This window comes from Paraburkholderia sp. WC7.3g, from assembly GCF_050436345.1.
GTDB classification, from domain to species: Bacteria; Pseudomonadota; Gammaproteobacteria; order Burkholderiales; family Burkholderiaceae; genus Paraburkholderia; species Paraburkholderia podalyriae.
In genome coordinates, this window is the sequence record NZ_JBNDMA010000002.1 from 3,407,964 (window position 1) to 3,431,832 (window position 23,869).

The window sequence follows — 23,869 nt, forward strand, 5'->3', positions numbered from 1 at the left end:
AACTATTGGCCCTGCGTGGAGACTGAGGCAGCGCGAAGCACCGGCATCGAGCCTGCCATCACCGGTTGTTGCGCGAATTGCTGATGAGCTTCGAGGTATTGATCAAGGCTCGCGTCGCGAATGATGTTGGAGTCCTGCGGCGCGGGCACCGCTGCCATGGCGACTCGCTGCACCGCGTCGCCGTGCGATTGGAGCGAAGCGAGCTGGGCCCCCGGACCACCCGGCACTCCCTGCAATTGCGGCACGACGATCCAGGTCAAGGTAGCGGCGGCGGCGGCGACGGCAAAAGCGGGCACGACCCGGCGGCGGAGCCCGAGCAGGCGGCGCGTGACCGACGCGGACGCGGCGGCTGGCGCCAGCACATGCGGCTCGCTTTCGAGACGCGCGGCAAAGCCGCTCAGAAATGCGCTGCTCCTTGCGGGGCTGACCGCGAGATCGTCGGAACGCAGCGCGTCGCCGATCAGGTGGTAGCTAGACCAGGCGGTGCGATCATCGCCGTCTAGCTCCGCAACAAATTTGCCCAGATTCAGATGCGCTTCGCCGAACAGCTCGCCGTCGACGAAAGCGGATAGACGCTCGCCGTGCGAGCCCGCTTGCGATTGCATCGAGACAGACCCCATGATGCTCCCCATCTTCCAAATACCCCGTAGTGACACCACTATTCCAGATATTGCACCGCCGCCCCGCCAGGCCGGGTGGACGTTCAGACATGTCTACCAGCGCTTGCCTTCGGGTGTGTCAAGCAACGGTCGCAATTTTGCCGCAATGGCTTCGCGAGCGCGGAAAATTCGTGATCTGACTGTGCCAATCGGGCAACCCATCATCTCGGCGATTTCCTCGTAACTCAAACCCTCAATTTCTCGAAGAGTAATGGCGGTGCGCAATTCTTCCGGTAAAACCGCCATCGCAGCATTGACCGTCTCGGCGATCTGCTTGCTCATCAACATCGACTCAGGCGTGTTGATATCCCTTAGTTGGTCAGCGTCGGAGAAAGTTTCAGCTTCTTCAGCATCCGCTTCGGTCGAGGTCGGCGCGCGCCGACCTTGGGTGGCAAGGTAGTTCTTCGCGGTATTGACCGCAATCCGGTACAACCACGTATAAAACGCCGACTCGCCGCGAAACTGCGGCAACGCGCGGTACGCCTTGATAAAAGCGTCCTGCGCGACGTCTTCGACTTCGGCGGGGTCCCGCACGAGACGCGAGATCAGCCGGAGAATCTTGCGGTGGTATTTGGAGACCAGAAGCTCGAACGCGGCCTTGTCGCCCTTCTGGACGCGCTCGACCAGCACCTGATCTATTTCTTTTTCGCTCACCTGATAAATCCGTAATCTATGGGGCGCATGGCGGGGGACCATTGTAGCGTCCCCCTCGTGAGGGCACGTTACTACGGTAACAGCGGTTACAGTCGTTACAGTCAAGCGCCGGCCGCGCGCCGGCCTAGCACGGAAAGTTCGCGGAAAACCGTGGGCGGCAGCGCGTCGGCGGCGAGCAGCAGGGAGCGCACGCGGCCGGTCGGCGCACGCATCAGGCCGCGCCTTCGACCACCCTTGGGTTCGAGCGCAAGCACCAGCAAGCGGCCGCTCCACTGCACGCAACCGACTACGCGGCCTCGCGCGAGCAGCACGCCCGCGCGGTTCCAGGCGGAAATTTCATCCATCGCGATATGCAGCGCGACGGGCTGCGCCGCGTCATGCCTCGCCGCGCACAGCCCGAGCAGCGCTGCCACCGCGAGCGTCAACGAAGCGGCCTGCCACGCGCCCAACCGGGGCGCGACGCAGGTATAGATGGCTAACGTCACGGTCAGCACGAACGCCCCTAATGCGGCACGCATTGCGACCGAGCGACGCAGCGCAATTCGCTGCGTCGCTCTGCCCGACGTTGCCGGTGCGGGGACAAGCGCCGGCGAAGCCGGCGTCGTGGACGGACGCGTCACCCGTGCTCAGGCGATCAGGCGCGCTTGAACACCAGCGTGCCGTTCGTGCCGCCGAACCCGAACGAGTTCTTCAGCGCAACGTCGATCTTCATGTCCCGCGCGGTGTTCGCGCAGTAATCGAGATCGCAGTCCGGGTCCTGGTCGAAGATGTTGATGGTCGGAGGTGAGACCTGGTGATGCACGGCGAGCACCGTGAACACAGACTCCAGACCGCCGGCGCCGCCCAGCAGGTGGCCTGTCATCGACTTGGTCGAATTGACGACTATGCCCTTCGCGTGGTCGCCGAACGCCCGCTTGATGCCGGTCGTCTCCGCCAGATCGCCGAGCGGCGTGGACGTGCCGTGCGCGTTCAGGTAGTTCACCTGATCGCCGTTGATGCCCGCGTTCTTCAGCGCGGCGAGCATGCAGCGGCGTGCGCCGTCGCCGTCTTCGAGCGGCGCGGTCATGTGATACGCGTCGCCGCTCATGCCGTAGCCGCCGATTTCCGCGTAGATCTTCGCCCCGCGCGCCTTCGCGTGCTCGTACTCTTCGAGCACCATCACGCCCGCGCCTTCGCCGAGCACGAAGCCGTCACGGTCCTTGTCCCACGGACGGCTCGCGGTCGCCGGATCGTCATTGCGCTGCGACAGCGCGCGTGCCGCCGCGAAGCCGCCGATACCGAGCGGCGATACGGTCGATTCCGCGCCACCGGCGAGCATCACGTCGGCGTCGCCGTACTCGATCAGGCGCGATGCCTCGCCGATGCAGTGCAGACCGGTCGTACACGCGGTGACGATCGACAGATTCGGGCCCTTGATGCCGAACTTGATCGACAAGTGGCCGGAGATCATGTTGATGATCGAAGCCGGCACGAAGAACGGCGAAATGCGACGCGGGCCGCGATTGAGCAATTCGGTTTGGGTGATTTCGATCATCGGTAGACCGCCGATGCCCGAACCGACCACCACGCCAATGCGCTCCGAATTCTCGTCGGTGACTTCGAGGCCGCTGTCCTGCATCGCCTGGATGCCTGCAGCCACGCCGTAATGGATGAAGGTATCCATGTGGCGCGCCTCCTTACCGGGGATGTAGTCCTCGATATTGAAGCCCTTCACCTCGCCGGCGAAACGGGTCGAGAAGTTCGACGCATCGAACTTGGTGATACTGGCAATCCCAGACTTGCCGGCGACCAGATTGGCCCAGCCATCGGCAACATTATTGCCAACAGGCGAAATCAGCCCCAGGCCTGTAACAACAACACGACGGCGGCTCACGGTAACCCCTTTTTTCATAGATGACAAACGCAAAAGCCACAGCGGCCACAGGAATCGCCCTGTGTGCCCTGTGGCTGTTTAAGTCGGCAATCGCGCGGAAAGTTGCGCTGTCAACATCGCTGGCTCCTGCGTGGCAAGCGGCGCGGCGCAGGGTGTGCCAATGATGGACACGCCCAATAGCGCAGACCCTGCTGGCACCGGCAGGCGGCACGGCAGGTCGTCATGCGCGGCCCGTGCAGGAACGCAGGCGCGAATGACCTTAGGCCTTGACGTTCGCGCGAGCGTAGTCGATCGCTTGCTGAACGGTGGTGATCTTCTCGGCTTCTTCATCGGGAATTTCCATGCCGAATTCGTCTTCGAGGGCCATCACGAGCTCAACGGTGTCGAGCGAGTCGGCGCCGAGATCGTTCACGAACGACGCTTCGTTCTTGATTTCCGCTTCCGCAACGCCCAGTTGTTCCGCGACGATCTTCTTGACGCGCTGTTCGATATTGTCCATTACCCCTCCAAGGGAAAAGAAGTTCAAAAATACAGGTGCGCGCATTTTATCAGGTTTGACCCGGCAAAAAAGCGGCGCATCGGGTTCCTGTCAGCGCATGCGCCTCGTGCTTTTCGCAAACGCATCAAGGCGCGGATAGTAACCGAAATTGGTCACTGCATATACATGCCGCCGTTCACGTGCAGCGTCGTGCCGGTGATGTAGCCCGCTTGCGGCGACGCGAGGAACGCGACCGCATGCGCGATGTCTTCCGGGCTGCCGAGACGGCCGAGCGGAATCTGCGTTTTCAGCACGGTCTGCTGCTCTTCGGGCAGCGCCTTCGTCATGTCGGTATCGATGAAACCAGGCGCGACGCAATTGACTGTGATGCCGCGGCTGCCGATCTCGCGTGCGAGCGCGCGCGTCATGCCCGCGACGCCGGCCTTCGCGGCCGCGTAGTTGATCTGCCCCGGGTTGCCCGCCGAGCCAACCACCGACGTGATGTTGATGATGCGACCGCCCTTCGCCTTCATCATCGGGCGCAGCACCGCACGCGACAGACGGAACACCGACTTCAGGTTGGTGTCGACCACCGCGTCCCAGTCGTCGTCCTTCATGCGCATCGCCAGTTGATCCTGCGTGATGCCAGCGTTGTTCACGAGTATGTTGAGCACGCCGAATTCCTTGACCGTGCGGTCGATCAGCGCTTCGGCCGCGGCCGCGTCGTTGACGTCGAGAACGGCGCCGCGGCCGTTAACGCCGGCCGCCTTGAACGCTTCGGTGATCGCAGCCGCGCCGCTTTCGCTCGTCGCGGTGCCGATGACCGTCGCGCCCTGACGCGCGAGTTCCATCGCTATCGCACGGCCGATGCCGCGCGATGCGCCCGTCACGATTGCGATCTGCTTGTCGAGAGTCTTTTGCATCTGTCAGTCCGGATGCCCTTCAAATAGGGCTCATTGATTCTTGTTGATTCGTCTGTCGAGGGATGCCGCGCTAGCGCGGCACTGCTCTGTCGATACCCGTTCGCGAATGCGGTCTCAGCCTGCCGTCACGAGTTTCAGCGTTTCTTCGAGCGACGCCGGATCGAACACCGACGCGCCAACAAGATTACCGTCGATGCGCCTGGTCAAACCCGCAAGGACCTTGCCCGGACCGCATTCGATCACATGCGTGACGCCCTGCGCGGCCATTGCCTGCACGCACTCGACCCAGCGCACCGCACCAGCCGCCTGGCGCACCAGCGCGTCCTTGATTCTGGACGGCTCGTTGACCACGGCGACGTCGACGTTGTTGATGACCGGGATCGACGGCACCTGCACGTCGATGCTCGCCAGGTATTCGCGCAGTTGATCCGACGCGGGCTTGAGCAGAGACGAGTGAAACGGCGCCGACACCGGCAGCGGCAGTGCGCGCTTCGCGCCCTTCGCCTTCGCGACTTCGCAGGCTTTCTCGACTGCGGCCTTGTGGCCCGCGATCACGACTTGCGCCGGCGCGTTGAAATTGACCGCCTCGACGACGCGCGCCCCCGACGCTTCCGCGCAGACCGCGCGCACCGTATCGTCGTCGAGGCCGAGAATCGCGGCCATTCCGCCTTCACCCACCGGCACCGCGGTTTGCATCGCCTGCGCGCGGAAACGCACGAGCGGCACTGCGTCGCGGAACGCGAGTGCGCCGGCCGCGACGAGCGCCGTGTATTCGCCAAGGCTATGTCCGGCGACGATCGCCGGCGCCGGGCCGCCCGCCTGCTGCCACGCGCGATAGGTAGCGTAGGCCGCGGTCAGCATGACCGGCTGGGTGTTGGTGGTGAGATTGAGATCTTCGGCGGGGCCTTCGGCGATCAGCTTGCCGAGGTCCTGGTTGAGTACGTCGGAGGCTTCCTGAACCGTCTCACGCACGATTGCCTGATCGACGAATCCGTTAAGCATGCCGACTGCCTGCGAACCCTGCCCAGGAAAAACGAACGCGAATTTCATATCGTCCCCAAAATCGGTTTAATCGGATTGGCGGCCGGCCGCGGCTGCCAAATGGCGCGCGGTATTACTCCGGCCGCATGGGGCGCCGTCAGCGGCGCCCAGCGATGCGTCGTCGCTCTCAGTAGCGAATGACCGACGCGCCCCACGTGAAGCCGCCGCCGACGCCTTCGATCAGCACGTTCTGGCCGCGCTTGATGCGGCCGTCGCGCACCGCGACGTCGAGTGCGAGCGGAATGGACGCCGCCGAAGTATTGCCGTGCTCGCCCACCGTGACGACCATGCGCTCCTGCGGCAGGCCAAGCTTGCGGCAAGTGCTCTGCATGATGCGGATATTCGCCTGATGCGGAATCAACCAGTCGACCTGCTCCGGCTTCAGATTCGCTTTTTCCAATGCTTCGATCGCGACTTTCTCGAGCACGTTGACGGCGAGTTTGAACACCGCCTGACCGTCCATGTGCAGGAACGCGCTGCCGGCGACTATGCCGCCATTCACGTTGCCCGGCGTGCAGAGAATACTCGAATGGCTGCCGTCCGCGTGCAGTGCGCTTGCCAGCACGCCCGGTTCGTCGGACGCCTGCAGGATCACAGCGCCGGCGCCGTCGCCGAACAGCACGCAGGTGGTGCGGTCGTTGAAATCGAGAATGCGCGAGAAGGTTTCCGCGCCGATCACGAGCGCCGTGCGATGCTGGCCGCTGCGAATCAGGCTGTCCACCGTCGCGACTGCATACGCGAAGCCGGAGCAGACCGCCTGCACGTCGAACGCCGCACCGTGGTTCCTGATGCCGAGCTTGTTCTGCAGCAGGCAGGCAGTGCTCGGGAACACGAAGTCGGGCGTGGAGGTGGCGACCACGATAAGGTCGATGGACTGCGGATCGATGTCCGCCGCTTCGATCGCGCGCTGCGAGGCGATCAACGCGAGGTCGCTGGTCGTGACGTCCGGTTCGGCGAAGTGACGCGCATGGATGCCCGTGCGCGCGACGATCCATTCGTCGCTCGTCTCGACACCTTGCCTGGCGAGACGCTCAGCCAGATCCTGATTAGTGACGCGGTTGGGCGGCAGACAGCTGCCGGTGCCCAGCACGCGGGAGTAGATTGTGGATTGAGCCATTATGCCTTCGAGGATTGCGCAGCGTAGGGCTCGGCCGGCTGGCCTGCGATCGGGCTTGCGTGACCCGCACCGCTTGCGTCGCGCGCCGCCTGTTCGAGAGAACCCGCGTTCTCTTCCATCGCTCGCGCAAGGCGTTCCAGCACGCCGTTTTTGACGGCATCATACCCGCGTTTGATAGCCCACTCAAACGCATAGGCATCGGCGGAACCGTGGCTTTTGATCACGAGCCCGCGCAAGCCGAGCAGCGCGGCGCCGTTGTATTGCCGATGATCGACGCGTTTCTTGAAACGCATCAATACCGGCAGCGCGAGCACCGCCATCACCTTGGTCAGCCACGAACGGCCGAACTCTTCCTTGATGATGTTGGACAGCATTTGCGCGAGACCTTCGGACGTCTTCAGCGCGACATTGCCGACAAAGCCATCGCAGACGATCACGTCGACGGTGCCCTTGTAGATGTCGTCGCCTTCGACATTGCCGTGAAAGTTCAGTGTACTCGCACGCAGCAGTTCGCCGGCGCGCTTGATGATGTCGTTGCCCTTGATGACTTCTTCGCCGATGTTGAGCAGCCCGATGGTGGGCCGGTCTTTCCCTTCGAGCGCGGACACGAGCGCGTGCCCCATCTCGGCGAACTGCAGCAGATGCTGCGGCTCGCAGTCGACGTTGGCGCCCAGGTCGAGCATCATCGTATAGCCGGCGGGATTGGGCAGAGCAAACGCGATGGCCGGGCGCTCGATGCCCGACAGCGTTTTCAGCACATAACGCGAGACCGCCATCAGTGCGCCGGTATTGCCAGCGGAAATGCAGGCTTGCGCCTCGCCTTCCTTGACGCGGTTCAGCGCCACGCGCATCGACGAATCTTTTTTCTTGCGCAGCGCGACCTCGACCGGATCGTCCATCGCGACGACCTCGGTAGCAGGCACGACGGTCAGCGCCGGCAGATCCTGAGCCTTGAGCTTCTTCAACTGCGCACGAATCGCACTTTCAATGCCGACGAGCAGCAACTGCGCGTCGGGACGCGACCGAACGAAGTTGACGGCAGCGGGAACGGTCACGGACGGGCCGTGGTCGCCTCCCATGCAATCTATCGTGAGCTTTACAGTCATGGAGTGCGACGAAATTCAGACGCTCGGCTTTGGGTCGCGGCAAGCGCTAAAGCGCCAACTGCGATCGACACAAAAAAGCGGCAGTTGAATGCCGCCTTTTTGCCGAACCAGGAAAATGTCAAGCGATCCGATCGCTACGCGAAACGCCGCAGGGCGCATCGCAGTCAACGATTAGTCGTTCTTCGTCTTGACGACTTTCTTGCCGCGATAGTAGCCGTTCGGGCTAACGTGGTGACGCAGATGCACTTCGCCCGTGCTCGGCTCAACGGCCAGCGGCGCTGCCGCCAGGAAATCGTGCGAACGGTGCATGCCGCGCTTCGACGGCGACTTCTTGTTTTGTTGAACTGCCATGACTAACTCCAAAAAATTTTCCGAATTCTAACACAGCCCGATACGGTCTTAACCACTAGCCAAACGGCCAATGCGCCCGCATCACACCCCCTGCAACTGTTCAGCGCTTCTTGCCACCCGGCTCGTCACGCTTCAGTCTTTCGAGCGCCGCGAACGGATGGCGCCGCTCGTTGGACTGTTCCGGCCCGCTGGCATCGCCAGCTTCGTCTTGCGCGGCTTCGTCGCCGTCCGCGCCCGAGACAAGGCTCTCGTGCACTTCAGGGCAGACCTCATGTTTTGGCACAAGCGGCAAGGAAAGCAGCAACTCTTCTTCGATCAAGTCGATGAGATCGAACTGGCGCGAACCCACGATCACCTCGACTTCATCCTCGTCGAGCGGAAATTCTTCGGTTTCCGCCTCCGTACTGACGATCCGGTAGGTTGCATCGACGTTGAACGCCTGCGAATACGGCGTCAAGCACCGCTGGCATTCGAGCCACGCGGCACCGTGAATCGCCAGCCGCAGATAAGGCTGGGGACCTTCGGTGCCATCGTCCTGCAATTCCGGCTGCGTCGTCCCTTCGGCCTGCCATGTAAACGCGGTGTCGCGATCTGGCGCTTCCGCCGGGACTTCGTTTAACATGCGCGGCAGTTGCGAGACGCGCACGACACCCGCGGCCTGACGCCCGCTTCGCGCAAATTCGAACAGATCGAGCTCATGCGGGTCGGACAGACCTGCAGGTTTGCCAGGATGTTGAGTCATGTGCGCTCCTGCTTCGGCAAGCATGTTGCCGGGGTGATTCGCGAAGGACGATCAGATCCGCCGCGAAGATAATCCGGTTTGCCAGCCGGCGGGGCCCGGCCGTTGCGTTCAACCCTTCAAGCGCAAGCATACCGTGAAAAGCCCGAGATCATATCCGTTTTGTCTTTTTGAGTCAAACACTTAAGCTCATACGCGCGCGAACCTCGCGCGAACCAGTACGACCAGTCTCTTCCGCTGCCAGCAAACCATGCCTGATTCCCTCAAACGCCCGCCACGCCTGATTCTGGCGTCGAGCTCGCGGTATCGCCGCGAGTTGCTCGAACGCCTGCATGTGCCGTTCGACGTCATCGTACCCGCGATCGACGAAATCCCACTCGCCAATGAAACGCCCCAAGCAACTGCGCTGCGGCTCGCCGAAGCTAAAGCGCGTGCGGCTGCCCGAGGCCTTGCCGCCGACGAACGCGCGCTCGTAATCGGCTCCGACCAGGTCGCCACCTACGACGGCCTGCAGATCGGCAAACCGGGCACGCACGACAAGGCGCTCGCGCAACTACAGGCGATGCGCGGCCGCGACGTGCTGTTCCATAGCGCGCTGTGCCTGTTCGACAGCGCGACGGACAGCGCGCAAACCGTGGACGTGATCACCCGCGTGCGCTTCCGCAACTTGCCAGACACGGCACTCGACGCCTACCTGCACGCCGAAACACCGTACGACGTCGCCGGCAGCGCTAAGTCCGAAGGTCTCGGCATCGCGCTGCTGGAAGCCATTCATTCCGACGACCCGACCGCGCTCGTCGGCCTGCCGCTGATCGCGCTGTCGCATATGCTGCTCGCGGCCAACTACCCGCTTCTGGGGGAACAATGACCGGCACCCTCTACCTGGTTCCGAACACGCTCGGCGAAGGTGACGCGAGCGCGCTCGATCTGGTGCTACCCGCGCCGGTGCGCGCCCGCGCGGCGTCGCTGCACTATTACATTGGCGAAAACGCTAAAACCACGCGCGCCTTCCTGAAGAAAGTCGGCACCGAGCGGCCGATTCAGGAAATCGAGATCCGCGAATTGAACGTCAATACGCCGGCCGGCGAGGTCGACAAGCTGCTCGCGCCGCTGCTCTCGGGCACCGACGCCGGCCTCGTCTCCGAGGCCGGCTGCCCGGCAGTCGCGGACCCGGGCGCGCTGCTCGTGCGACGCGCGCACGAGCGCGGCGTGAAGGTCGTGCCGCTGGTCGGGCCGAGTTCGATTCTGCTTGCGCTGATGGCGTCGGGGCTGAATGGCCAAAGCTTCGCGTTTCACGGCTACCTGCCCGTCGACGCTGCCGAACGCGCCAAACGACTGCGCGATCTCGAACAACACTCGCGCAAGAGCAAGCAAACGCAGATCTTCATCGAAACGCCCTACCGGAATCGCGCGCTGCTCGATACGCTGCTCGCGACCTGTGCGCCGTCGACGCTCGTCTGCGTCGCGGTCGACCTGACTCTGCCGAGCGAAAAGATCGCAAGCCGGAGCGTCGCCGACTGGAAGAAGAAGCCTGACATCGACCTGCATAAGCGGCCGGCGATTTTTTTGATTCTGGCGGCCTGAGAACACGCACCGAAATCCCGCGCCAAAGACAAAGCCCGCGCGATCGGCCGAGTCGACCGCGCGGGCTTTACCTGCGAATTCACCGCAAATTCATTTTCGTGCCCAGCGCCATTGCCCGGACCGCGCCGGCGCCAACCGCCGCGCCGAACTTGCGCGCAACACGGTCCGTAATGCTCTCTTTTACCGTGTAGTCGATAATATCCGGCGCCTTGAAGATCTCGCGCGCGACGTAATCCGCATCGCCAAAGCCGTCCACCAGGCCCAGTTCGACGCTTTTCTGCCCTGTCCAGAACAAACCGGAGAACATGTCCGGGGTTTCATGCAGGCGCTTGCCGCGCCCCTGACGCACCGCATCGATGAACTGCGAGTGGATCTGATCGAGCATATCCTGCGCATGTTCGTCCATCTTCGGCGTTTCAGGCGAGAACGGATCAAAAAAGCCCTTGTTCGCACCGGACGTGCGCAGCCGTCGCTGAATGCCCAGCTTGTCCATCAGGCCGGTGAAACCGAAGCTGTCCATCAGCACGCCGATGGAACCAACGATGCTAGCCTTGTCGACATAGATCTTTTCCGCCGCCGCGGCCGCGTAGTATCCACCCGATGCACACATATCGCCGACCACGACGTACAGCGGTATAGATGGATATTTGGCGCGCAAGCGCCGGACTTCGCTGTTGATAATGCCGGCCTGTACCGGACTGCCGCCCGGACTGTTGCAATAAAGGATTACGCCCGCGGTATCGGAATCCTCGAATGCGGAGTCGAGTGCAGTGTTGATATCTTCGGCGTTCGCTCTCGTATCGGTCGCGATCTCGCCATCAATCGAAACCATCGCCGTATGACGGCCAGCCGTGGCGACCCGCTCGCCCGAGAAATTCAGCGCACCCCACGCTGCCAGGGCGAGCACAGCGAGGAAGACGAAACGGAAGAAAATCCGCCAGCGCCGCGCGGCGCGTTGCTCGTTGATCGCGGCGAGCGCGATTCGCTCGAGAGCGGCCCGCTCCCAGCCCGGCTCGTCGGCGGGGCGGACGGGAGCGGCCGCCCGAGGCGGGGTCCTTTTCGGGGGTCGAGTTGTCTGACATGCGGAAAGTGAAAAGATAGAAAGGAAATCAGCGCGCAACTGGCAGCAATTCGCCGTCAGGCAACCAGAATACCGCCCGGCCCGCGGACGTATCGCGTTCTTCCACCTGCAGCGGACGCAACCTGCCTCCGCGACACGGACCACCGACGCATTTGCCGGTATCCGGCGCGTAAATCGCGCCATGCGTCGCGCACATCAAGTATAAACGGGACGATTCGAAGAACTGCCCCTCTTGCCAGTCGAGTTCCATCGGCACATGAGCGCAGCGATTCAGATAGCCGTACGCGCAGCCATCATATCGGACGAAAAACACCACGACATCCTGCCCGCCGAGCCGCGCGACGCGCCGGATGCCGTCGCCGCCGTCGACCAGCTCGTCGGCCGCGCAAATCCGCACTCCCTGCGCGACCGCGGCAGCAGCGGTGTCCACGCCGTCGTCGCTCATGCGTGCTCCCGCAGCCAGCCGGACAGATCGCTGACGTTCGATGCGACGAACTTCGGTGACATCGCATTCAGCGAATTCGCCGGATGCGCGCCGTAAGTCACGCCGATGCCCGCCACGCCGGCGTTGAGCGCCATTTGCAGATCGTGCGTCGTATCGCCGATCATGACGGTGCGCGCCACATCCTGCCCCAATTCTCGCGTGAGCTCATGCAGCATTGCCGGATGCGGCTTCGAAAAGGTTTCGTCTGCGCAGCGGGTACCGTCGAACAGACTCGTCACGCGCGCCTGATCGAGCGCGCGATTCAGCCCAACGCGGCTCTTTCCTGTCGCGACCGCGAGCAGATAGCCGACATCGCGCAACTCCTGAAGCATCTCGCGCACGCCGGGGAAAAGCTCAGTGGTCTGGTCTTCCATCAGAAAATGAAAGCGGTAGCGCTCAGAAAGCCGCGGATAGTCGGCCGGATCGAGCGTCGGCGCGGCAATCTGCAGTGCGTCGCGCAGGCCGAGGCCGATTACGTAGCTCGCGGCTTCGTCGGCGGGCACCGGCAGGCCGAGGTCGCGACATGCCGCCTGGATGCTGCGCGTGATATGCACGGTCGAATCCATCAGCGTGCCATCCCAGTCAAACACGATCAGGTCAAATTGCTCTCTAGCCATGCAAGGTCGTCTCCGGGTTGGACCCCGTGCGTAGTTCGTTGAGTTGTTCGATAAAGCCGCGGCAGTCGGCCGGCAGCGGCGCGTCCAGCTGTAGAGGCGCACCGGTGGCCGGATGCGTGAGCTTGAGCCGGTAAGCGTGCAGAAACATACGTTTGATGCCCGGCTTCGCGTTGGCGCGCGCGAGCGCCTTGTTCAAGGCGAAATCGCCGTATTTGGCGTCGCCCACGATCGGGAGTGCCAGATGTTGCAGATGCACCCGGATCTGGTGCGTGCGCCCCGTCTTCAGCTCGGCCTCCAGCAGCGCGTAGTCTTGCCAGCGGTCGACCAGGCTGAAGATCGTGTGGGAAGCGAGGCCATCGGCCTGCACGCGCACTCGGCGTTCGCCGTCGGCGGTCAGGTACTTGTGCAGCGGCTCCTTCACAGCGCGCCGGCGGCCCCAGTCGCTCGCCCATTCACCGTGCACGCACACGTAGTAGCGTTTGTCCATCCGGTTGTCGCGGATCTGCTCGTGCAGATTGACGAGCGCCGCGCGCTTCTTCGCGAGCATCAGGATGCCCGAGGTCTCGCGATCCAGCCGGTGCACGAGTTCAAGGAATTTCGCCTGCGGCCGCATCCCGCGCATCTGCTCGATCACGCCGAACGCGACACCGCTGCCACCGTGGACCGCGACGCCGGCCGGCTTGTCGATCACGAGCAGATGCTCGTCTTCGAACAGGATGGGAAAGCCGGCCACGGGCACGGGTACATGGACTGCAGCCTGATTCGGCTGCGCGACGCGGATTGGCGGCACCCGCACCAGATCGCCCAACTCGAGCCGGTATTGCGCATCGATGCGACCCTTGTTGACCCGCACTTCACCGCTACGCAGGATGCGATAAATATGGCTTTTCGGCACGCCCTTGCAGACGCGCAGCAAGAAATTGTCGATCCGCTGACCGGCCGAGCTGTCATCGATTTCAATCAGCGAAACCTGATCGCTCGAAACCGGGGCTTCGACCGCACCTGCAACCGATCTCTGGGATGTTTTGCCTAACTCTTTCATTCTGAATATAATTTGCCCAGCAGTCCGCGATAGTCGGCGCAGTGTTCGCACAGCGTCCGGAATGCGGGTGGTTGCGCGAGCGCAAGCGATAAACCGTTATTTTACTTGCGCCGGGGTCTGGTTGCTCGCCCTGAAAATGAGATGCAACAAGTTGCACGCACGAAGTCAGCACCCGGCAGGGACGGCGCCCGCAGGCGCGTTCGGTCAAGGTCGGCTTCGACGGTAACGGAATTTTGGTAAAAAAGAATTTAACTTTCAGCTTCGCGTTTTCCGGGCGGTATGACGCCCTGCTGGACGAAGCTGCAAGTCGCGAAAATACGGCGTGCGCCCGAGGCGTCTTGTAGAAAGTACAAGACTTGGCGACGTCAAAAGAAGGCGAGACACCCCCAGCAGGAAAAGACGCGCCGCCTGCGCGAACTTCCCGTTGCGGCATGACCGCGGACTTCGGCCCTTCGCTCGCGCGCCCATTTGGCGCGCCGGCTTCAGAGGGCGAAGACTTATGAAGGTCTGCTGGCTAAACGCGGCGTGTCAGGCCATGATTTGAAGCCGTGTTCGCATGTGCCCTGCGGCACCGTGCCCGTTTTTTTAACCGGGCTGGGCCCTCTCAGGCAATTCTCCCGCCATCTTTCCCGCTCCAGCGTGTTTGTGAAAAACACAATAGACGCGGCACGCCTACTCTCCCCGCTCTCGCGACTGACAACCGCGCGGCTGGGCTGGCGAGGCCGCTCTGGAGCCGTTCAATGAAACGAATGTTGTTCAATGCGACGCAGCAGGAAGAGCTGCGCGTCGCCATCGTCGATGGACAAAAACTCATCGACATCGATATCGAAACCGCCGGCCGCGAACAGCGCAAAGGCAATATTTACAAGGGCATCATCACGCGCATCGAGCCGTCGCTCGAGGCCTGTTTCGTCAACTACGGCGAAGACCGTCACGGCTTCCTGCCGTTCAAGGAAGTCGCCCGCCAGTACTTCCGCGATGGCGTCGACATGCGTTCCGCACGCATCCAGGACGCACTGAAGGAAGGTCAGGAACTGATCGTCCAGGTCGAAAAGGAAGAACGCGGCAACAAGGGTGCAGCCCTGACCACGTTCATCTCGCTGGCCGGCCGCTATCTGGTTCTGATGCCAAATAACCCGCGAGGCGGCGGCGTGTCGCGCCGGATCGAAGGCGACGACCGTCAGGAACTGCGCGAAACCATGGCGCAGCTGCAACTGCCGGAAGGCATGAGCATCATCGCGCGCACGGCGGGCATCGGCCGCAGCGCCGAAGAGCTGCAGTGGGACCTGAATTACCTGATGCAACTCTGGCGCGCGATCGAAGCCGCGTCGCAAAGCGGCACGGCCGGCCAGCCGATGCTGATCTATCTCGAATCGAGCCTCGTGATCCGCGCGATCCGCGATTACTTCCAGCCGGATATCGGCGAAATCCTGATCGACACGACCGAAATCCATGACCAGGCGCGCGCCTTCATGGACATCGTGATGCCGGACAACGTCGGCAAGGTGAAGCGCTACCACGACGACGTGCCGCTCTTCTCGCGCTTCCAGATCGAGCACCAGATCGAAACCGCGTACTCGCGCACCGTGCCGCTGCCGTCGGGCGGTGCGATCGTCATCGATCACACTGAAGCGCTCGTCGCGATCGACGTGAACTCGGCGCGCGCCACCAAAGGCGCGGACATCGAGGAAACGGCCGCGCGCACGAACCTCGAAGCCGCCGATGAAGTCGCCCGCCAGTTGCGTCTGCGCGACCTGGGCGGCCTGATCGTGATCGACTTCATCGACATGGAATCGGCCAAGAGCCAGCGCGAAGTCGAACAGCGCCTGAAAGACGCGCTGAAACACGACCGCGCCCGCGTGCAGATGGGCAAGATCTCGCGCTTCGGCCTGATGGAGCTGTCGCGTCAGCGTCTGCGTCCGGCCCTGTCGGAAGGCAGCCACGTCACGTGTCCGCGCTGTAACGGCACGGGCCACATCCGCGATACCGAATCGTCCGCGCTACAAGTGCTGCGGATCATTCAGGAAGAAGCGATGAAGGAAAACACCGCGGCGATCCACTGCCAGGTGCCGGTCGAAGTGACCGCCTTCCTGTTGAACGAAAAGCGCGCCGAAATCAACAAGATCGAGTCGCGCTTCAAGGTCAACGTCGTACTGATCCCGAACAAGCACCTCGACACGCCGCACTACAAGCTCGAGCGTCTGCGTCACGACGACGCGCGCCTCGATGAGCCGCGCGCATCGTGGAAGATGGCCGAAGAAGCGGCCCGCGAGCTCGAATCGGAAACTGGCTACAGCAAGCGCGCCGAGGAAGTCAAGCCGAAGCAGGAAGCGGCGGTCAAGGGCATCACGCCCGAGAAGCCGGCTCCGAGCGCGCCGGTTCGCCCGGCTGCAACCCCTGCTCCGGTCGCGGTAGCGCCGGCCAGCGGCGGTTTCATCGGCTGGCTGAAGAATCTGTTCGGCATGCAGCCGGCTGCTCCGGCGCCCGCCGCGCCGGCCACGACCGACAAGCAGGCTCGTCCGCAACGCGGCGAGCGCGGTGAGCGCACGGGCGAGCGTGGCGGCGATCGCAATCGCAACCGCCGTAGCGGCGCAAGCGGCCGCGACGCGGCAGCGCGCGGCGAAGGCGTGAGCGGCGGCCGTCAGGCGCAAGGTCAGCAGCGTCGCGAGGAACGCGAAGGCCGTGAGGCACGCGAAGGCCGCGAACCGCGCGCGCCGCGTGAACAGCGCGAACCGCGTGAGGCCCGTGAAGGCCGCGAACCGCGTGAAGCACGTGAAGCACGTGAACCGCGCGAGAGTCGCGAACGCGACACCCGCGGCGTCGAGCGTGCGGAAGCCATCGAAGGCACGGCACGCGCCGAGCGTCAGGAACGCGGTGAGCGCCGCGAGCGTCGCAAGCCGCAAACGGAAGCCGCCGCGGCACTGACGCAACCCGACACGCAAGCCACCGACGAACTGACGCGCGACCGCGCCGCAGCGGGTGAAAACGGCGTGCCGGTCGATCAGGAAACCGTCGCACGTGACGGCGAAGAGCGTCGTCGTCGCCGTCGCGGTCGTCGTGGTGGCCGTCGCGAGCGGGAAGAGGACGTGAATGGCAACCTCGCGGCGGACGTCGCGGAAGCAGAAGGCGACAATGTTGCGGCCAGCGACGAAGCGCCGGTGCGCACCGGGCAGCCGGTCGAGCACACACGCGAAGTCAGCGAAGCCAAGAGCAGCGTGACGCCGGTCGAAGTCGTGGTCGCCGCTGTCGCAACGGAGAGCGCCGTCGTGACTGAACTGCATGCGGCAGCCGAAACGCCGGCTCTCGCGGCAGAAAATGCTGCGAAGACCGAAAAGGTCGTGCCGGTCGAAGAGGCTCCGGCGGCATCGATCGAACCTGTGGAACCGGCCGTGGAAGCGCCGGCCCAAGCAGAGCAAGCCACGCAGGCCGCGAGCGAACCGGTCGCGCCGGTTGCGCCGGTCGAACCGGCCGCGCAGGCCGAATCACCGGCTGTCGAGCCGGCCGCGGCACTGCAGCCGGCCGTTCCGACCGAACCGCAAGCCGCTCCGGCGGCGCTCGACATCGCGGCTCCGGCAACGACCGTCGAGGCGCCGGCAGTCGAGCCGGCAACGCAAGCCGAGATCGTCGAGCCGCAACCGGTCGTCGCAACGGAACCGGCCGTGGTCGAAGCGGCGCCCGTCGCCGCGGCCCCGCAGCCGGCTGCCGTGCGCAGCGTCGCGCCCGCCGCATCGGCCGACGCATTGCAGCCGATCCTCGAGCAGGCTGGCCTGATCTGGGTCAACACCGACGCCGAGAAGCTGCGCGCCGCGCAGGAAGCGGCGGCGCAGACAGCCAAGCCGCCGCGCGTGGTCCGTGAGCGCAAGGCGCTGCCGGCGGTCGACACCACGCCGATGCAACAGGTCGAAACGATTAAGCATCCGCAGTAAGCCGCGTCGTTGTCCGTGAGAAAGCCCGCCCGTTCCGGCGGGCTTTTTCTTTTGGCGACTATTTGTGGGCGCGAGCCGCGTCATGCCGCTCCCCGTATACCCCGACAACGTGCGTCGCCCACCTGCCGCCACGGGCATTTCCGATAGAATTAATCATTCGCTGTCCGTCCACGCACCTGACAAAGCACTTCATGTCCCGACGCATCATCCCCGTTGCCGATCTCAGCGCGGCGCCGGTCATCACCGGCCCGGCGCAGACGCCTAGCGGCGTGCTGCACGATGCGCTCGCGCGTCCGCTGCGCGATCTGCGCATCTCGGTGACCGACCGTTGCAACTTCCGCTGCGTCTACTGCATGCCGCGCGCGGTATTCGACAAGGACTATGCGTTCCTGCCGCACAGCGCGCTGTTGAGCTTCGAAGAGATCGAGCGGCTCGCGCAGTTGTTCGTCGCCCATGGCGTCGAGAAAATTCGTCTGACCGGCGGCGAGCCGCTGCTGCGCAAGAACCTCGAATTCCTGATCGACCGGCTCGCCCGCTTGACCACGCCCACGGGCCGTCCGCTCGATCTCACGCTGACCACCAACGGGTCGCTGCTCGCGCGCAAGGCGCGCAGCCTGAAGGACGCCGGCCTCACGCGCGTGACCGTCAGCCTCGACGCGCTCGACGACGCCCTGTTCCGCCGCATGAACGACGCCGACTTCGCGGTCGCCGACGTGCTCGACGGCATCGCCGCCGCGCACGCGGTCGGGCTCGCGCCGCTGAAAGTGAACATGGTCGTCAAACGCGGCACCAACGACGGCGAAATCGTGCCCATGGCGCGTCATTTCAAAGGCACGGACGCGGTGCTGCGTTTCATCGAATACATGGACGTCGGCACCTCGAACGGCTGGAACATGACCGAAGTGCTGCCTTCCGCCGACGTCGTCACGCGCATCGCCGAGCATTTCCCGCTCGTGCCGCTCGAAGCGCACAGTGCCGCCGAAACCGCCCAGCGCTGGGGCTATGTCGACGGCGGCGAGATCGGCGTCATTTCGAGCGTCACGCGCGCGTTCTGTGGCAACTGCACGCGCGCGCGTTTGTCGACCGAGGGCAAGCTGTATCTGTGCCTGTTCGCATCGACCGGTCACGATCTGCGCGCGCTGCTGCGCGGCGGCGCGAGCGACGCCGAGATCGCCACCGCTATCGCCGAGATCTGGCAAGGCCGCGGCGACCGTTATTCGCAGTTGCGCAGCAGCCAGCCGGCCGATTCGGGCGAGCCTGCCGGGCGTCGCGTCGAAATGTCCTACATCGGCGGCTGAACGGCCGACGCATGTCCATCACCCGCGAACAGATCACCGGCCTCGTGCTCGCGGGCGGGCGCGGCACGCGCATGGGCGGCGTCGACAAGGGGCTGCAGCCGCTGCACGGCGAAGCGCTCGCCGCTCACGTGCTGCGGCGCCTCGCGCCGCAGACCGGCCCGCTGATGATCAGCGCGAACCGCCATCCCCACACCTATGCGGCGCTCGGCTTGCCGTATCGCGCGACGCTCGTCGCCGACACCCTCCCCGACTTCCCCGGCCCGCTTGCCGGCATGCTCTCCGGACTGCGCGCCACCGGCACCGCGTACCTGCTGAGCGCGCCCTGCGATTCGCCGTGGCTGCCGGCCGACCTCGCCGCGCGCCTCGCGCACGCGCTCGATGCGAACGACGCCGACATCGCCACCGTCACCACCGTCGACAGCCGTGGCGAAACCTCGCTGCACCCGGTATTCGCGCTGATGCGCACCGCCGTCGCGGACGACCTGGCAGCGTTTCTGGCCGCCGGCGAGCGCAAGGTCCGCGCGTGGTACGCGCGCCACAGGACGGTCGAAGTCGTCTTTACCGACGAGCGCGCGTTCTACAATGCCAACTCGTTACAAGAACTCGCCGACCTCGAACGTAATCGAGGCCCCGGCTGACATCCGCTCCGGCCGCACGGCAACAGCCGCGCCCGTCTCCGGTCGCGACGCCCAGCCATTCATGACCACGCTCAACGACTTTTCACGCTGCGTCGCGCAGTACGATCCTCACGCGCTACCCGTCCCGGCCGCTCAGGCGATTGTCCGGCAGTGGGCGACGCCGGTCGCGGCCATCGAGCGCGTGGCGTTGCGTGATTCGCTCGAGCGCGTGCTCGCCGCCGACATCGTGTCGCCGATCGACGTACCCGCGCACGACAACTCCGCGATGGACGGCTACGCGTTCAATCACGCGGCGCTCGCGGGTGGTATGCGAGGCGACGCGAGCCGTGTCGAGCTGACGGTCGCCGGCAAGGCGCTCGCCGGCCATCCGTTTGCGGGCCGGGTCGCGGCGAACCAGTGCGTGCGCGTGATGACGGGCGCCTGCATGCCCACCGGCTGCGACACCGTCGTGCCGCAGGAACGGGTGGAGCGCGACAGCGCGGATTCCCCGTCGATCCGCTTCGCGGCCAGCGCGGTCACGGCGGGCGCGAACCGCCGCCGCGCCGGCGAGGATCTCGCGCGCGGCCACCTCGCGCTGCACGCCGGACGCATCGTGCGCGCGTCGGACCTCGGTCTGCTCGCGTCGCTCGGGATCGGCGAAGTCAGCGTGCGGCGGCGTCTGCGCGTCGCGTTCTTGTCGACCGGCGACGAACTGCGCTCGCTCGGCGAACCGCTCGACGCTGGCTCGGTCTACGACAGCAACCGCTACACGCTGTTTGCGATGCTGCGGCGCCTGAACGTCGACACGCTCGATCTCGGCGTCGTGCGCGACGAGCCGGACACGCTCGAAGCCGCGCTGCGCAGTGCCGCGGCCAACGCCGACGTGGTGCTGACCTCGGGCGGCGTGTCGGTCGGCGAAGCGGACTTCACGAAGCAACTGCTGCAGACCTTCGGGGACGTCGCCTTCTGGAGTCTCGCGATGCGCCCCGGCCGGCCGCTCGCGTTCGGCCGCCTGTGGTCCGGCGCGCAGGCGGGGCTCGGCAATCCTGCGCTATTCTTCGGCCTGCCCGGCAATCCGGTCGCCGTGATGGTGACGTTCTATCAGATCGTGCGCGAAGCGCTGCTGCTGATGGCCGGCGCGACGCCGCGGCCGCTGCCGGTGATTCACGCGACGACCCGTGTGGCGCTGGGCAAGCGCGCGGGGCGCACCGAATTCCAGCGCGGCATCGCCGAACAGGACGCGCACGGACACTGGCACGTGCACCCGACCGGGTCGCAAAGCTCGGGCGTGCTGAGTTCGATGAGCGAAGCGAACTGCTTCATCGTGCTCGGCCACGACGAGGGCGACATCGACGTCGGCGAGCGCGTGTCGATCATGCTGTTCGACGGTCTCATCTGAGCTCTCGCGCGGCGCATCTATCGCATAACACCGGCATCACGGCGGCACCTGATCGACACTCCACCCACTATCACTACTACGACACACTGGGGTTTGACTTACATGAAAAAACAGATCTCGTTCATCGCACCGGGACAGACGGCCAAAGCGCTGATTCTCGTGTATCTGACGTTCTCGGTGCCGATCGTGCTGCTCGGCGTGCTGGTCGCGTTCGTGCGCTATGGCTCGGTGGAGCTGAGCACGGTGTTCAGTGCGCTGCTGTTGAACGCGATCCTCGGTTTCGTGCTGTTGTGGATCGCGTGTCACGCATACAACTGGGTCGCGTCGCGCTTCGGTGGCATCGAAATCCATCTGGCCGACGCACCGGAAGAAGCGTAACGCCCGCGACGATCCGCGCCGCCACGACCGGCCTGAATTCCAGCGCCTCGTCCGTCATTGCTCATCAGGCTCTGCACCCGACAACGCGTCGCCGAGCAACTCACTCGCCTCGTCGCCCGGTAACGCCTCGACGTCGCGCAGCTTGCGGTTCATCATGCGCGTGCGCGTTTCCGCGGCCTCGATCGAACGCGTGACGGTTTCGAGCTGTGCCTTGGTCTTCGCGAGCACGTCGCCGAATTTACCGAACTCCGTCTTCACTGCGCCGAGCACCTGCCAGACCTCGCTCGAACGCTTTTCGATCGCGAGCGTGCGGAAACCCATCTGCAGGCTATTGAGCAACGCGGTCAACGTGGTCGGCCCCGCAATCGTCACGCGATAGTCGCGCTGTAGCAGATCCGAGAGCCCCGGCCGGCGCAGTACCTCCGCGTATAGCCCTTCGGTCGGCAGGAACAGTAGCGCGAAGTCGGTCGTATGCGGCGGCGCCACGTACTTCTCCGCGATGGTGCGCGCCTCCGCGCGAATTCGCGCTTCGAGCGCGCGCGATGCTTCCTCGACCGCGGCCGGATCGGCGCGCTCCTGCGCTTCGATCAGCCGCTCGTAATCCTCGCGCGGGAATTTGGCGTCGATCGGTAGCCAGACCGGCGTATTCGCGCCGCTGGGCTCCGGCCGCCCCGGCAGCCGAATCGCGAACTCCACGCGATCGGCGCTCTTCGGCACCGTCGCGACGTTCTTCGCGTATTGATCGGGCGTCAGCAGCTGTTCGAGCAAGGCTTCGAGCTGCACTTCGCCCCACGTGCCGCGCGTCTTCACGTTGGTCAGCACGCGCTTCAGATCGCCGACGCCGGCCGCCAGCGTCTGCATTTCGCCGAGGCCGCGATGCACCTGTTCGAGTCGGTCGGACACGAGCTTGAACGATTCGCCCAGACGCTGTTCGAGCGTCGCATGCAGTTTTTCGTCGACGGTGCGGCGCATCTCCTCGAGCCGCGCTGCGTTGTTCGCCTCGATGTCCTTCAGACGCTGCTCGATCGTCGCGCGCACTTCGGCGAAGCGCCGATCGTTCGCCTCGGTCAGTTGCCCGAGTTGCAGGCTCAGCGTGTCGCCGAACTGCTTCAGTGAACGCCCTTGCTCTTCGCGCGCCTGCTGCGCCTGTGCCTGCAGGCTGTGACGCACGGCGTCGAGCTGCCTGCGCAAAGCCGTCGATCTTCCCGCCCTGCACCGTCGTCATGCTGCTGAATTGCGCGGCGAGCGTCTGCTGAAAATGCGCGAAGCCGCTGCTTTGCTCGGTGCGCGACACACGCGCGGTCTCGGCGATGTCGTTGCGCAGTTGCCGCTCGAGCCGCTCGGCGGTATGCGCCTGGGCGTCGACGACGGCATCGACGCGTTCGTTAAGCATCTCAAACTGCTCGTGCTGCTCCGTGCGATCGTGACCGCGCAGCAGCAACGCGAGTGCGATCACAAGGGCTACCGCCAGCACCGCGACGGCCGCCACCAGCATCATCGTCATGAACGCGCTCGGCCGATCACGTCGGGGTTGATCGGATTCGGCGGCTGACCGGCGCGCGGTCCTGCGCCGAGGCCGGCGATCAGGTTGTCCGCGGCGAGATTCGCCATCGCGCGGCGGGTGGCTTCGGTCGCGCTCGCGATGTGCGGCGTCAGCACGACGTTCGGCACGTTGAGCAGCGCCGGGTGCAGTTGCGGCTCGCCTTCGAACACGTCGAGACCGGCCGCCGCGATGCGCCTGTCACGCAGCGCATCGGCCAATGCCGCATCGTCGACGATACCGCCGCGCGCGATGTTCGTCAGCGTCGCGCTCGGCTTCATCAGCGCGAGTTCGGCCGCGCCGATCGTGTGATGATTGTCTTTCGTGTACGGCAGCACCAGCACGACGTGGTCGGCGCGCCGCAGCAAATCCTGCTTCGACACGTACTCCGCGTTCAGTTCGGCCTCGATTTGCGACGCGACGCGCGAACGGTTGTGATAGATGACCCGCATGTTGAAGCCCCGCGCGCGCCGCGCGAGCGCCTGGCCGATGCGGCCCATGCCGATCACGCCGAGCGTCGAGCCGTACAGGTCGCTGCCGAGGAAGCCGTCGTAGCTCCACTTCTGCCAATGCCCGGCGCGCAACCAGTGCTCCGCTTCGGCGATGCGGCGCGCGGCGGCCATCATCAGCGCCCAGCCGAAGTCGGCGGTCGATTCGTTCAGCACGTCCGGCGTATTGGTGCCGAGTACGTTCGCCGCGTTGAACGCGGCCATGTCGAAGTTGTTGTAGCCGACCGCCATGTTCGACGCGACGCGCAAACGCGGCGCCGCGGCGAGCACGCCCGCGTCGATCATGTCGCCGGCCGTCAGCGCGCCGTCCTTGTCCGCGAGACGGCGCTTCAGCTCGTCGGCGGGCAACACGTCGCCGTCGTTCCAGTCGACATCGAAGTAGTGCTTCAGCCGATCGATCACGTCGGGAAAGATCGGACGGGCAACGAGGATTTTCTGCATTGCAAGTCTCCG

22 protein-coding genes and 2 pseudogenes are annotated in these 23,869 nt (G+C 64.6%); 7 read left to right on the forward strand and 17 right to left on the reverse strand.

Translation table 11 applies throughout. From position 1 onward, the window contains the following. Nucleotides 1–2 precede the first annotated feature (2 nt). The 11 genes from OKW43_RS27065 to OKW43_RS27115 form a co-directional block, all read right to left on the reverse strand. Entirely contained in the window at nt 3–620 is a 618-nt protein-coding gene (locus tag OKW43_RS27065) for a sigma-E factor negative regulatory protein (protein WP_187634805.1), read from the reverse strand. A 93-nt stretch (nt 621–713) separates the two neighbouring features. Continuing rightward, nucleotides 714–1,313 carry an RNA polymerase sigma factor RpoE gene (gene rpoE, locus OKW43_RS27070; protein ID WP_006051939.1) on the reverse strand — a complete coding sequence of 200 codons (600 nt, stop codon included), beginning with the start codon at nt 1,311–1,313 and terminating at the stop codon, nt 714–716. Nucleotides 1,314–1,414: 101 nt separating this feature from the next. Then, complete coding sequence (locus OKW43_RS27075) at nt 1,415–1,831, reverse strand: hypothetical protein (protein ID WP_187634956.1); 417 nt, start codon at nt 1,829–1,831, stop codon at nt 1,415–1,417. Nucleotides 1,832–1,947: 116 nt separating this feature from the next. Beyond that, complete coding sequence (fabF, locus tag OKW43_RS27080) at nt 1,948–3,186, reverse strand: beta-ketoacyl-ACP synthase II (protein WP_187634804.1); 1,239 nt, start codon at nt 3,184–3,186, stop codon at nt 1,948–1,950. A 259-nt stretch (nt 3,187–3,445) separates the two neighbouring features. Beyond that, entirely contained in the window at nt 3,446–3,685 is a 240-nt protein-coding gene (gene acpP / locus OKW43_RS27085) for an acyl carrier protein (protein WP_004197638.1), read from the reverse strand. A 152-nt stretch (nt 3,686–3,837) separates the two neighbouring features. Continuing rightward, on the reverse strand, nt 3,838–4,587 hold the full coding sequence (fabG, locus tag OKW43_RS27090; protein ID WP_187634803.1) for a 3-oxoacyl-ACP reductase FabG: 750 nt from the start codon (nt 4,585–4,587) through the stop codon (nt 3,838–3,840). Nucleotides 4,588–4,701: 114 nt separating this feature from the next. Next, a complete protein-coding gene (gene fabD, locus OKW43_RS27095) occupies nt 4,702–5,637 on the reverse strand; it encodes an ACP S-malonyltransferase (protein WP_429450819.1) in 936 nt (311 codons plus the stop codon). Between the two features lie 118 nt (nt 5,638–5,755). Beyond that, nucleotides 5,756–6,745 (reverse strand): beta-ketoacyl-ACP synthase III, encoded by a 990-nt coding sequence (locus OKW43_RS27100; protein ID WP_429450821.1) that lies wholly within the window; start codon nt 6,743–6,745, stop codon nt 5,756–5,758. After that, nucleotides 6,745–7,851, reverse strand: a complete 1,107-nt coding sequence (gene plsX, locus OKW43_RS27105) for a phosphate acyltransferase PlsX (protein ID WP_187634800.1) — start codon at nt 7,849–7,851, stop codon at nt 6,745–6,747. Before plsX ends, OKW43_RS27100 begins: the two co-directional genes overlap by 1 nt. 171 nt (nt 7,852–8,022) lie before the next feature. Next, the gene (gene rpmF / locus OKW43_RS27110) at nt 8,023–8,202 is read right to left on the reverse strand and encodes a 50S ribosomal protein L32 (RefSeq protein WP_429450824.1); all 180 of its coding nucleotides are present in this window, start codon (nt 8,200–8,202) and stop codon (nt 8,023–8,025) included. Between the two features lie 100 nt (nt 8,203–8,302). Further along, nucleotides 8,303–8,944, reverse strand: a complete 642-nt coding sequence (locus OKW43_RS27115; protein ID WP_187634799.1) for a DUF177 domain-containing protein — start codon at nt 8,942–8,944, stop codon at nt 8,303–8,305. Nucleotides 8,945–9,191: 247 nt separating this feature from the next. Here OKW43_RS27115 and OKW43_RS27120 point away from each other — a divergent pair, with 247 nt between their 5' ends. After that, nucleotides 9,192–9,809, forward strand: coding sequence for a Maf-like protein (locus OKW43_RS27120; protein WP_429450826.1), 618 nt, complete (start codon nt 9,192–9,194; stop codon nt 9,807–9,809). Then, on the forward strand, nt 9,806–10,525 hold the full coding sequence (locus tag OKW43_RS27125; protein ID WP_429450828.1) for an SAM-dependent methyltransferase: 720 nt from the start codon (nt 9,806–9,808) through the stop codon (nt 10,523–10,525). The genes OKW43_RS27120 and OKW43_RS27125 overlap by 4 nt, the downstream gene beginning before the upstream one ends. 79 nt (nt 10,526–10,604) lie before the next feature. On the opposite strand, the pseudogene OKW43_RS27130 reads toward OKW43_RS27125, so the two are convergent. From OKW43_RS27130 to OKW43_RS27145, 4 genes and pseudogenes are all read right to left on the reverse strand, one after another. Beyond that, nucleotides 10,605–11,607 (reverse strand): annotated as a pseudogene (locus OKW43_RS27130) (S49 family peptidase). 27 nt (nt 11,608–11,634) lie between these two features. Then, complete coding sequence (locus tag OKW43_RS27135) at nt 11,635–12,051, reverse strand: Rieske (2Fe-2S) protein (protein WP_429450830.1); 417 nt, start codon at nt 12,049–12,051, stop codon at nt 11,635–11,637. Further along, complete coding sequence (locus OKW43_RS27140) at nt 12,048–12,707, reverse strand: HAD-IA family hydrolase (protein WP_429450832.1); 660 nt, start codon at nt 12,705–12,707, stop codon at nt 12,048–12,050. The genes OKW43_RS27135 and OKW43_RS27140 overlap by 4 nt, the downstream gene beginning before the upstream one ends. Then, nucleotides 12,700–13,749, reverse strand: a complete 1,050-nt coding sequence (locus tag OKW43_RS27145; protein ID WP_429450834.1) for an RluA family pseudouridine synthase — start codon at nt 13,747–13,749, stop codon at nt 12,700–12,702. Before OKW43_RS27145 ends, OKW43_RS27140 begins: the two co-directional genes overlap by 8 nt. Nucleotides 13,750–14,489: 740 nt before the next feature. On the opposite strand from OKW43_RS27145, the gene OKW43_RS27150 reads away from it, so the two are divergent. The 5 genes from OKW43_RS27150 (at nt 14,490) to OKW43_RS27170 (ending at nt 21,367) form a co-directional block, all read left to right on the forward strand. Then, on the forward strand, nt 14,490–17,675 hold the full coding sequence (locus OKW43_RS27150) for an Rne/Rng family ribonuclease (protein ID WP_187634792.1): 3,186 nt from the start codon (nt 14,490–14,492) through the stop codon (nt 17,673–17,675). Between the two features lie 191 nt (nt 17,676–17,866). After that, a complete protein-coding gene (gene moaA / locus OKW43_RS27155; RefSeq protein ID WP_187634791.1) occupies nt 17,867–18,973 on the forward strand; it encodes a GTP 3',8-cyclase MoaA in 1,107 nt (368 codons plus the stop codon). Nucleotides 18,974–18,984: 11 nt separating this feature from the next. Next, the gene (gene mobA / locus OKW43_RS27160; protein WP_429450836.1) at nt 18,985–19,611 is read left to right on the forward strand and encodes a molybdenum cofactor guanylyltransferase MobA; all 627 of its coding nucleotides are present in this window, start codon (nt 18,985–18,987) and stop codon (nt 19,609–19,611) included. A gap of 61 nt (nt 19,612–19,672) precedes the next feature. Next, nucleotides 19,673–20,989: a molybdopterin molybdotransferase MoeA gene (moeA, locus tag OKW43_RS27165; protein ID WP_429450838.1), complete on the forward strand. Its 1,317-nt coding sequence runs from the start codon at nt 19,673–19,675 to the stop codon at nt 20,987–20,989. A gap of 102 nt (nt 20,990–21,091) precedes the next feature. Further along, a complete protein-coding gene (locus OKW43_RS27170) occupies nt 21,092–21,367 on the forward strand; it encodes a hypothetical protein (RefSeq protein WP_094782810.1) in 276 nt (91 codons plus the stop codon). Between the two features lie 54 nt (nt 21,368–21,421). Here OKW43_RS27170 and OKW43_RS27175 read toward each other — a convergent pair. Together OKW43_RS27175 and OKW43_RS27180 are read right to left on the reverse strand one after the other, a co-directional pair. Continuing rightward, a pseudogene (locus OKW43_RS27175) lies at nt 21,422–22,871 on the reverse strand (DNA recombination protein RmuC). Then, nucleotides 22,868–23,857, reverse strand: coding sequence for a 2-hydroxyacid dehydrogenase (locus OKW43_RS27180; RefSeq protein ID WP_429450840.1), 990 nt, complete (start codon nt 23,855–23,857; stop codon nt 22,868–22,870). The pseudogene OKW43_RS27175 and the gene OKW43_RS27180 overlap by 4 nt, the downstream one beginning before the upstream one ends. Between the last annotated feature and the right edge of the window lie 12 nt (nt 23,858–23,869).

Excerpts from the sequence above, each read along its gene's own strand:
- moaA (WP_187634791.1), top strand. The coding sequence starts at position 17,867 with ATGTCCCGACGCATCATCCCCGTTGCCGATCTCAGCGCGGCGCCGGTC.
- plsX (WP_187634800.1), bottom strand. The coding sequence starts at position 7,851 with ATGACTGTAAAGCTCACGATAGATTGCATGGGAGGCGACCACGGCCCG.
- fabG (WP_187634803.1), bottom strand. The coding sequence starts at position 4,587 with ATGCAAAAGACTCTCGACAAGCAGATCGCAATCGTGACGGGCGCATCG.
- rpmF (WP_429450824.1), bottom strand. The coding sequence starts at position 8,202 with ATGGCAGTTCAACAAAACAAGAAGTCGCCGTCGAAGCGCGGCATGCAC.
- OKW43_RS27075 (WP_187634956.1), bottom strand. The coding sequence starts at position 1,831 with ATGCGTGCCGCATTAGGGGCGTTCGTGCTGACCGTGACGTTAGCCATC.
- OKW43_RS27180 (WP_429450840.1), bottom strand. The coding sequence starts at position 23,857 with ATGCAGAAAATCCTCGTTGCCCGTCCGATCTTTCCCGACGTGATCGAT.
- OKW43_RS27125 (WP_429450828.1), top strand. The coding sequence starts at position 9,806 with ATGACCGGCACCCTCTACCTGGTTCCGAACACGCTCGGCGAAGGTGAC.
- OKW43_RS27140 (WP_429450832.1), bottom strand. The coding sequence starts at position 12,707 with ATGGCTAGAGAGCAATTTGACCTGATCGTGTTTGACTGGGATGGCACG.
- OKW43_RS27065 (WP_187634805.1), bottom strand. The coding sequence starts at position 620 with ATGGGGTCTGTCTCGATGCAATCGCAAGCGGGCTCGCACGGCGAGCGT.
- OKW43_RS27170 (WP_094782810.1), top strand. The coding sequence starts at position 21,092 with ATGAAAAAACAGATCTCGTTCATCGCACCGGGACAGACGGCCAAAGCG.
- OKW43_RS27135 (WP_429450830.1), bottom strand. The coding sequence starts at position 12,051 with ATGAGCGACGACGGCGTGGACACCGCTGCTGCCGCGGTCGCGCAGGGA.
- OKW43_RS27100 (WP_429450821.1), bottom strand. The coding sequence starts at position 6,745 with ATGGCTCAATCCACAATCTACTCCCGCGTGCTGGGCACCGGCAGCTGT.
- moeA (WP_429450838.1), top strand. The coding sequence starts at position 19,673 with ATGACCACGCTCAACGACTTTTCACGCTGCGTCGCGCAGTACGATCCT.
- acpP (WP_004197638.1), bottom strand. The coding sequence starts at position 3,685 with ATGGACAATATCGAACAGCGCGTCAAGAAGATCGTCGCGGAACAACTG.
- mobA (WP_429450836.1), top strand. The coding sequence starts at position 18,985 with ATGTCCATCACCCGCGAACAGATCACCGGCCTCGTGCTCGCGGGCGGG.
- OKW43_RS27115 (WP_187634799.1), bottom strand. The coding sequence starts at position 8,944 with ATGACTCAACATCCTGGCAAACCTGCAGGTCTGTCCGACCCGCATGAG.
- OKW43_RS27120 (WP_429450826.1), top strand. The coding sequence starts at position 9,192 with ATGCCTGATTCCCTCAAACGCCCGCCACGCCTGATTCTGGCGTCGAGC.
- OKW43_RS27150 (WP_187634792.1), top strand. The coding sequence starts at position 14,490 with ATGAAACGAATGTTGTTCAATGCGACGCAGCAGGAAGAGCTGCGCGTC.
- OKW43_RS27145 (WP_429450834.1), bottom strand. The coding sequence starts at position 13,749 with ATGAAAGAGTTAGGCAAAACATCCCAGAGATCGGTTGCAGGTGCGGTC.
- fabD (WP_429450819.1), bottom strand. The coding sequence starts at position 5,637 with ATGAAATTCGCGTTCGTTTTTCCTGGGCAGGGTTCGCAGGCAGTCGGC.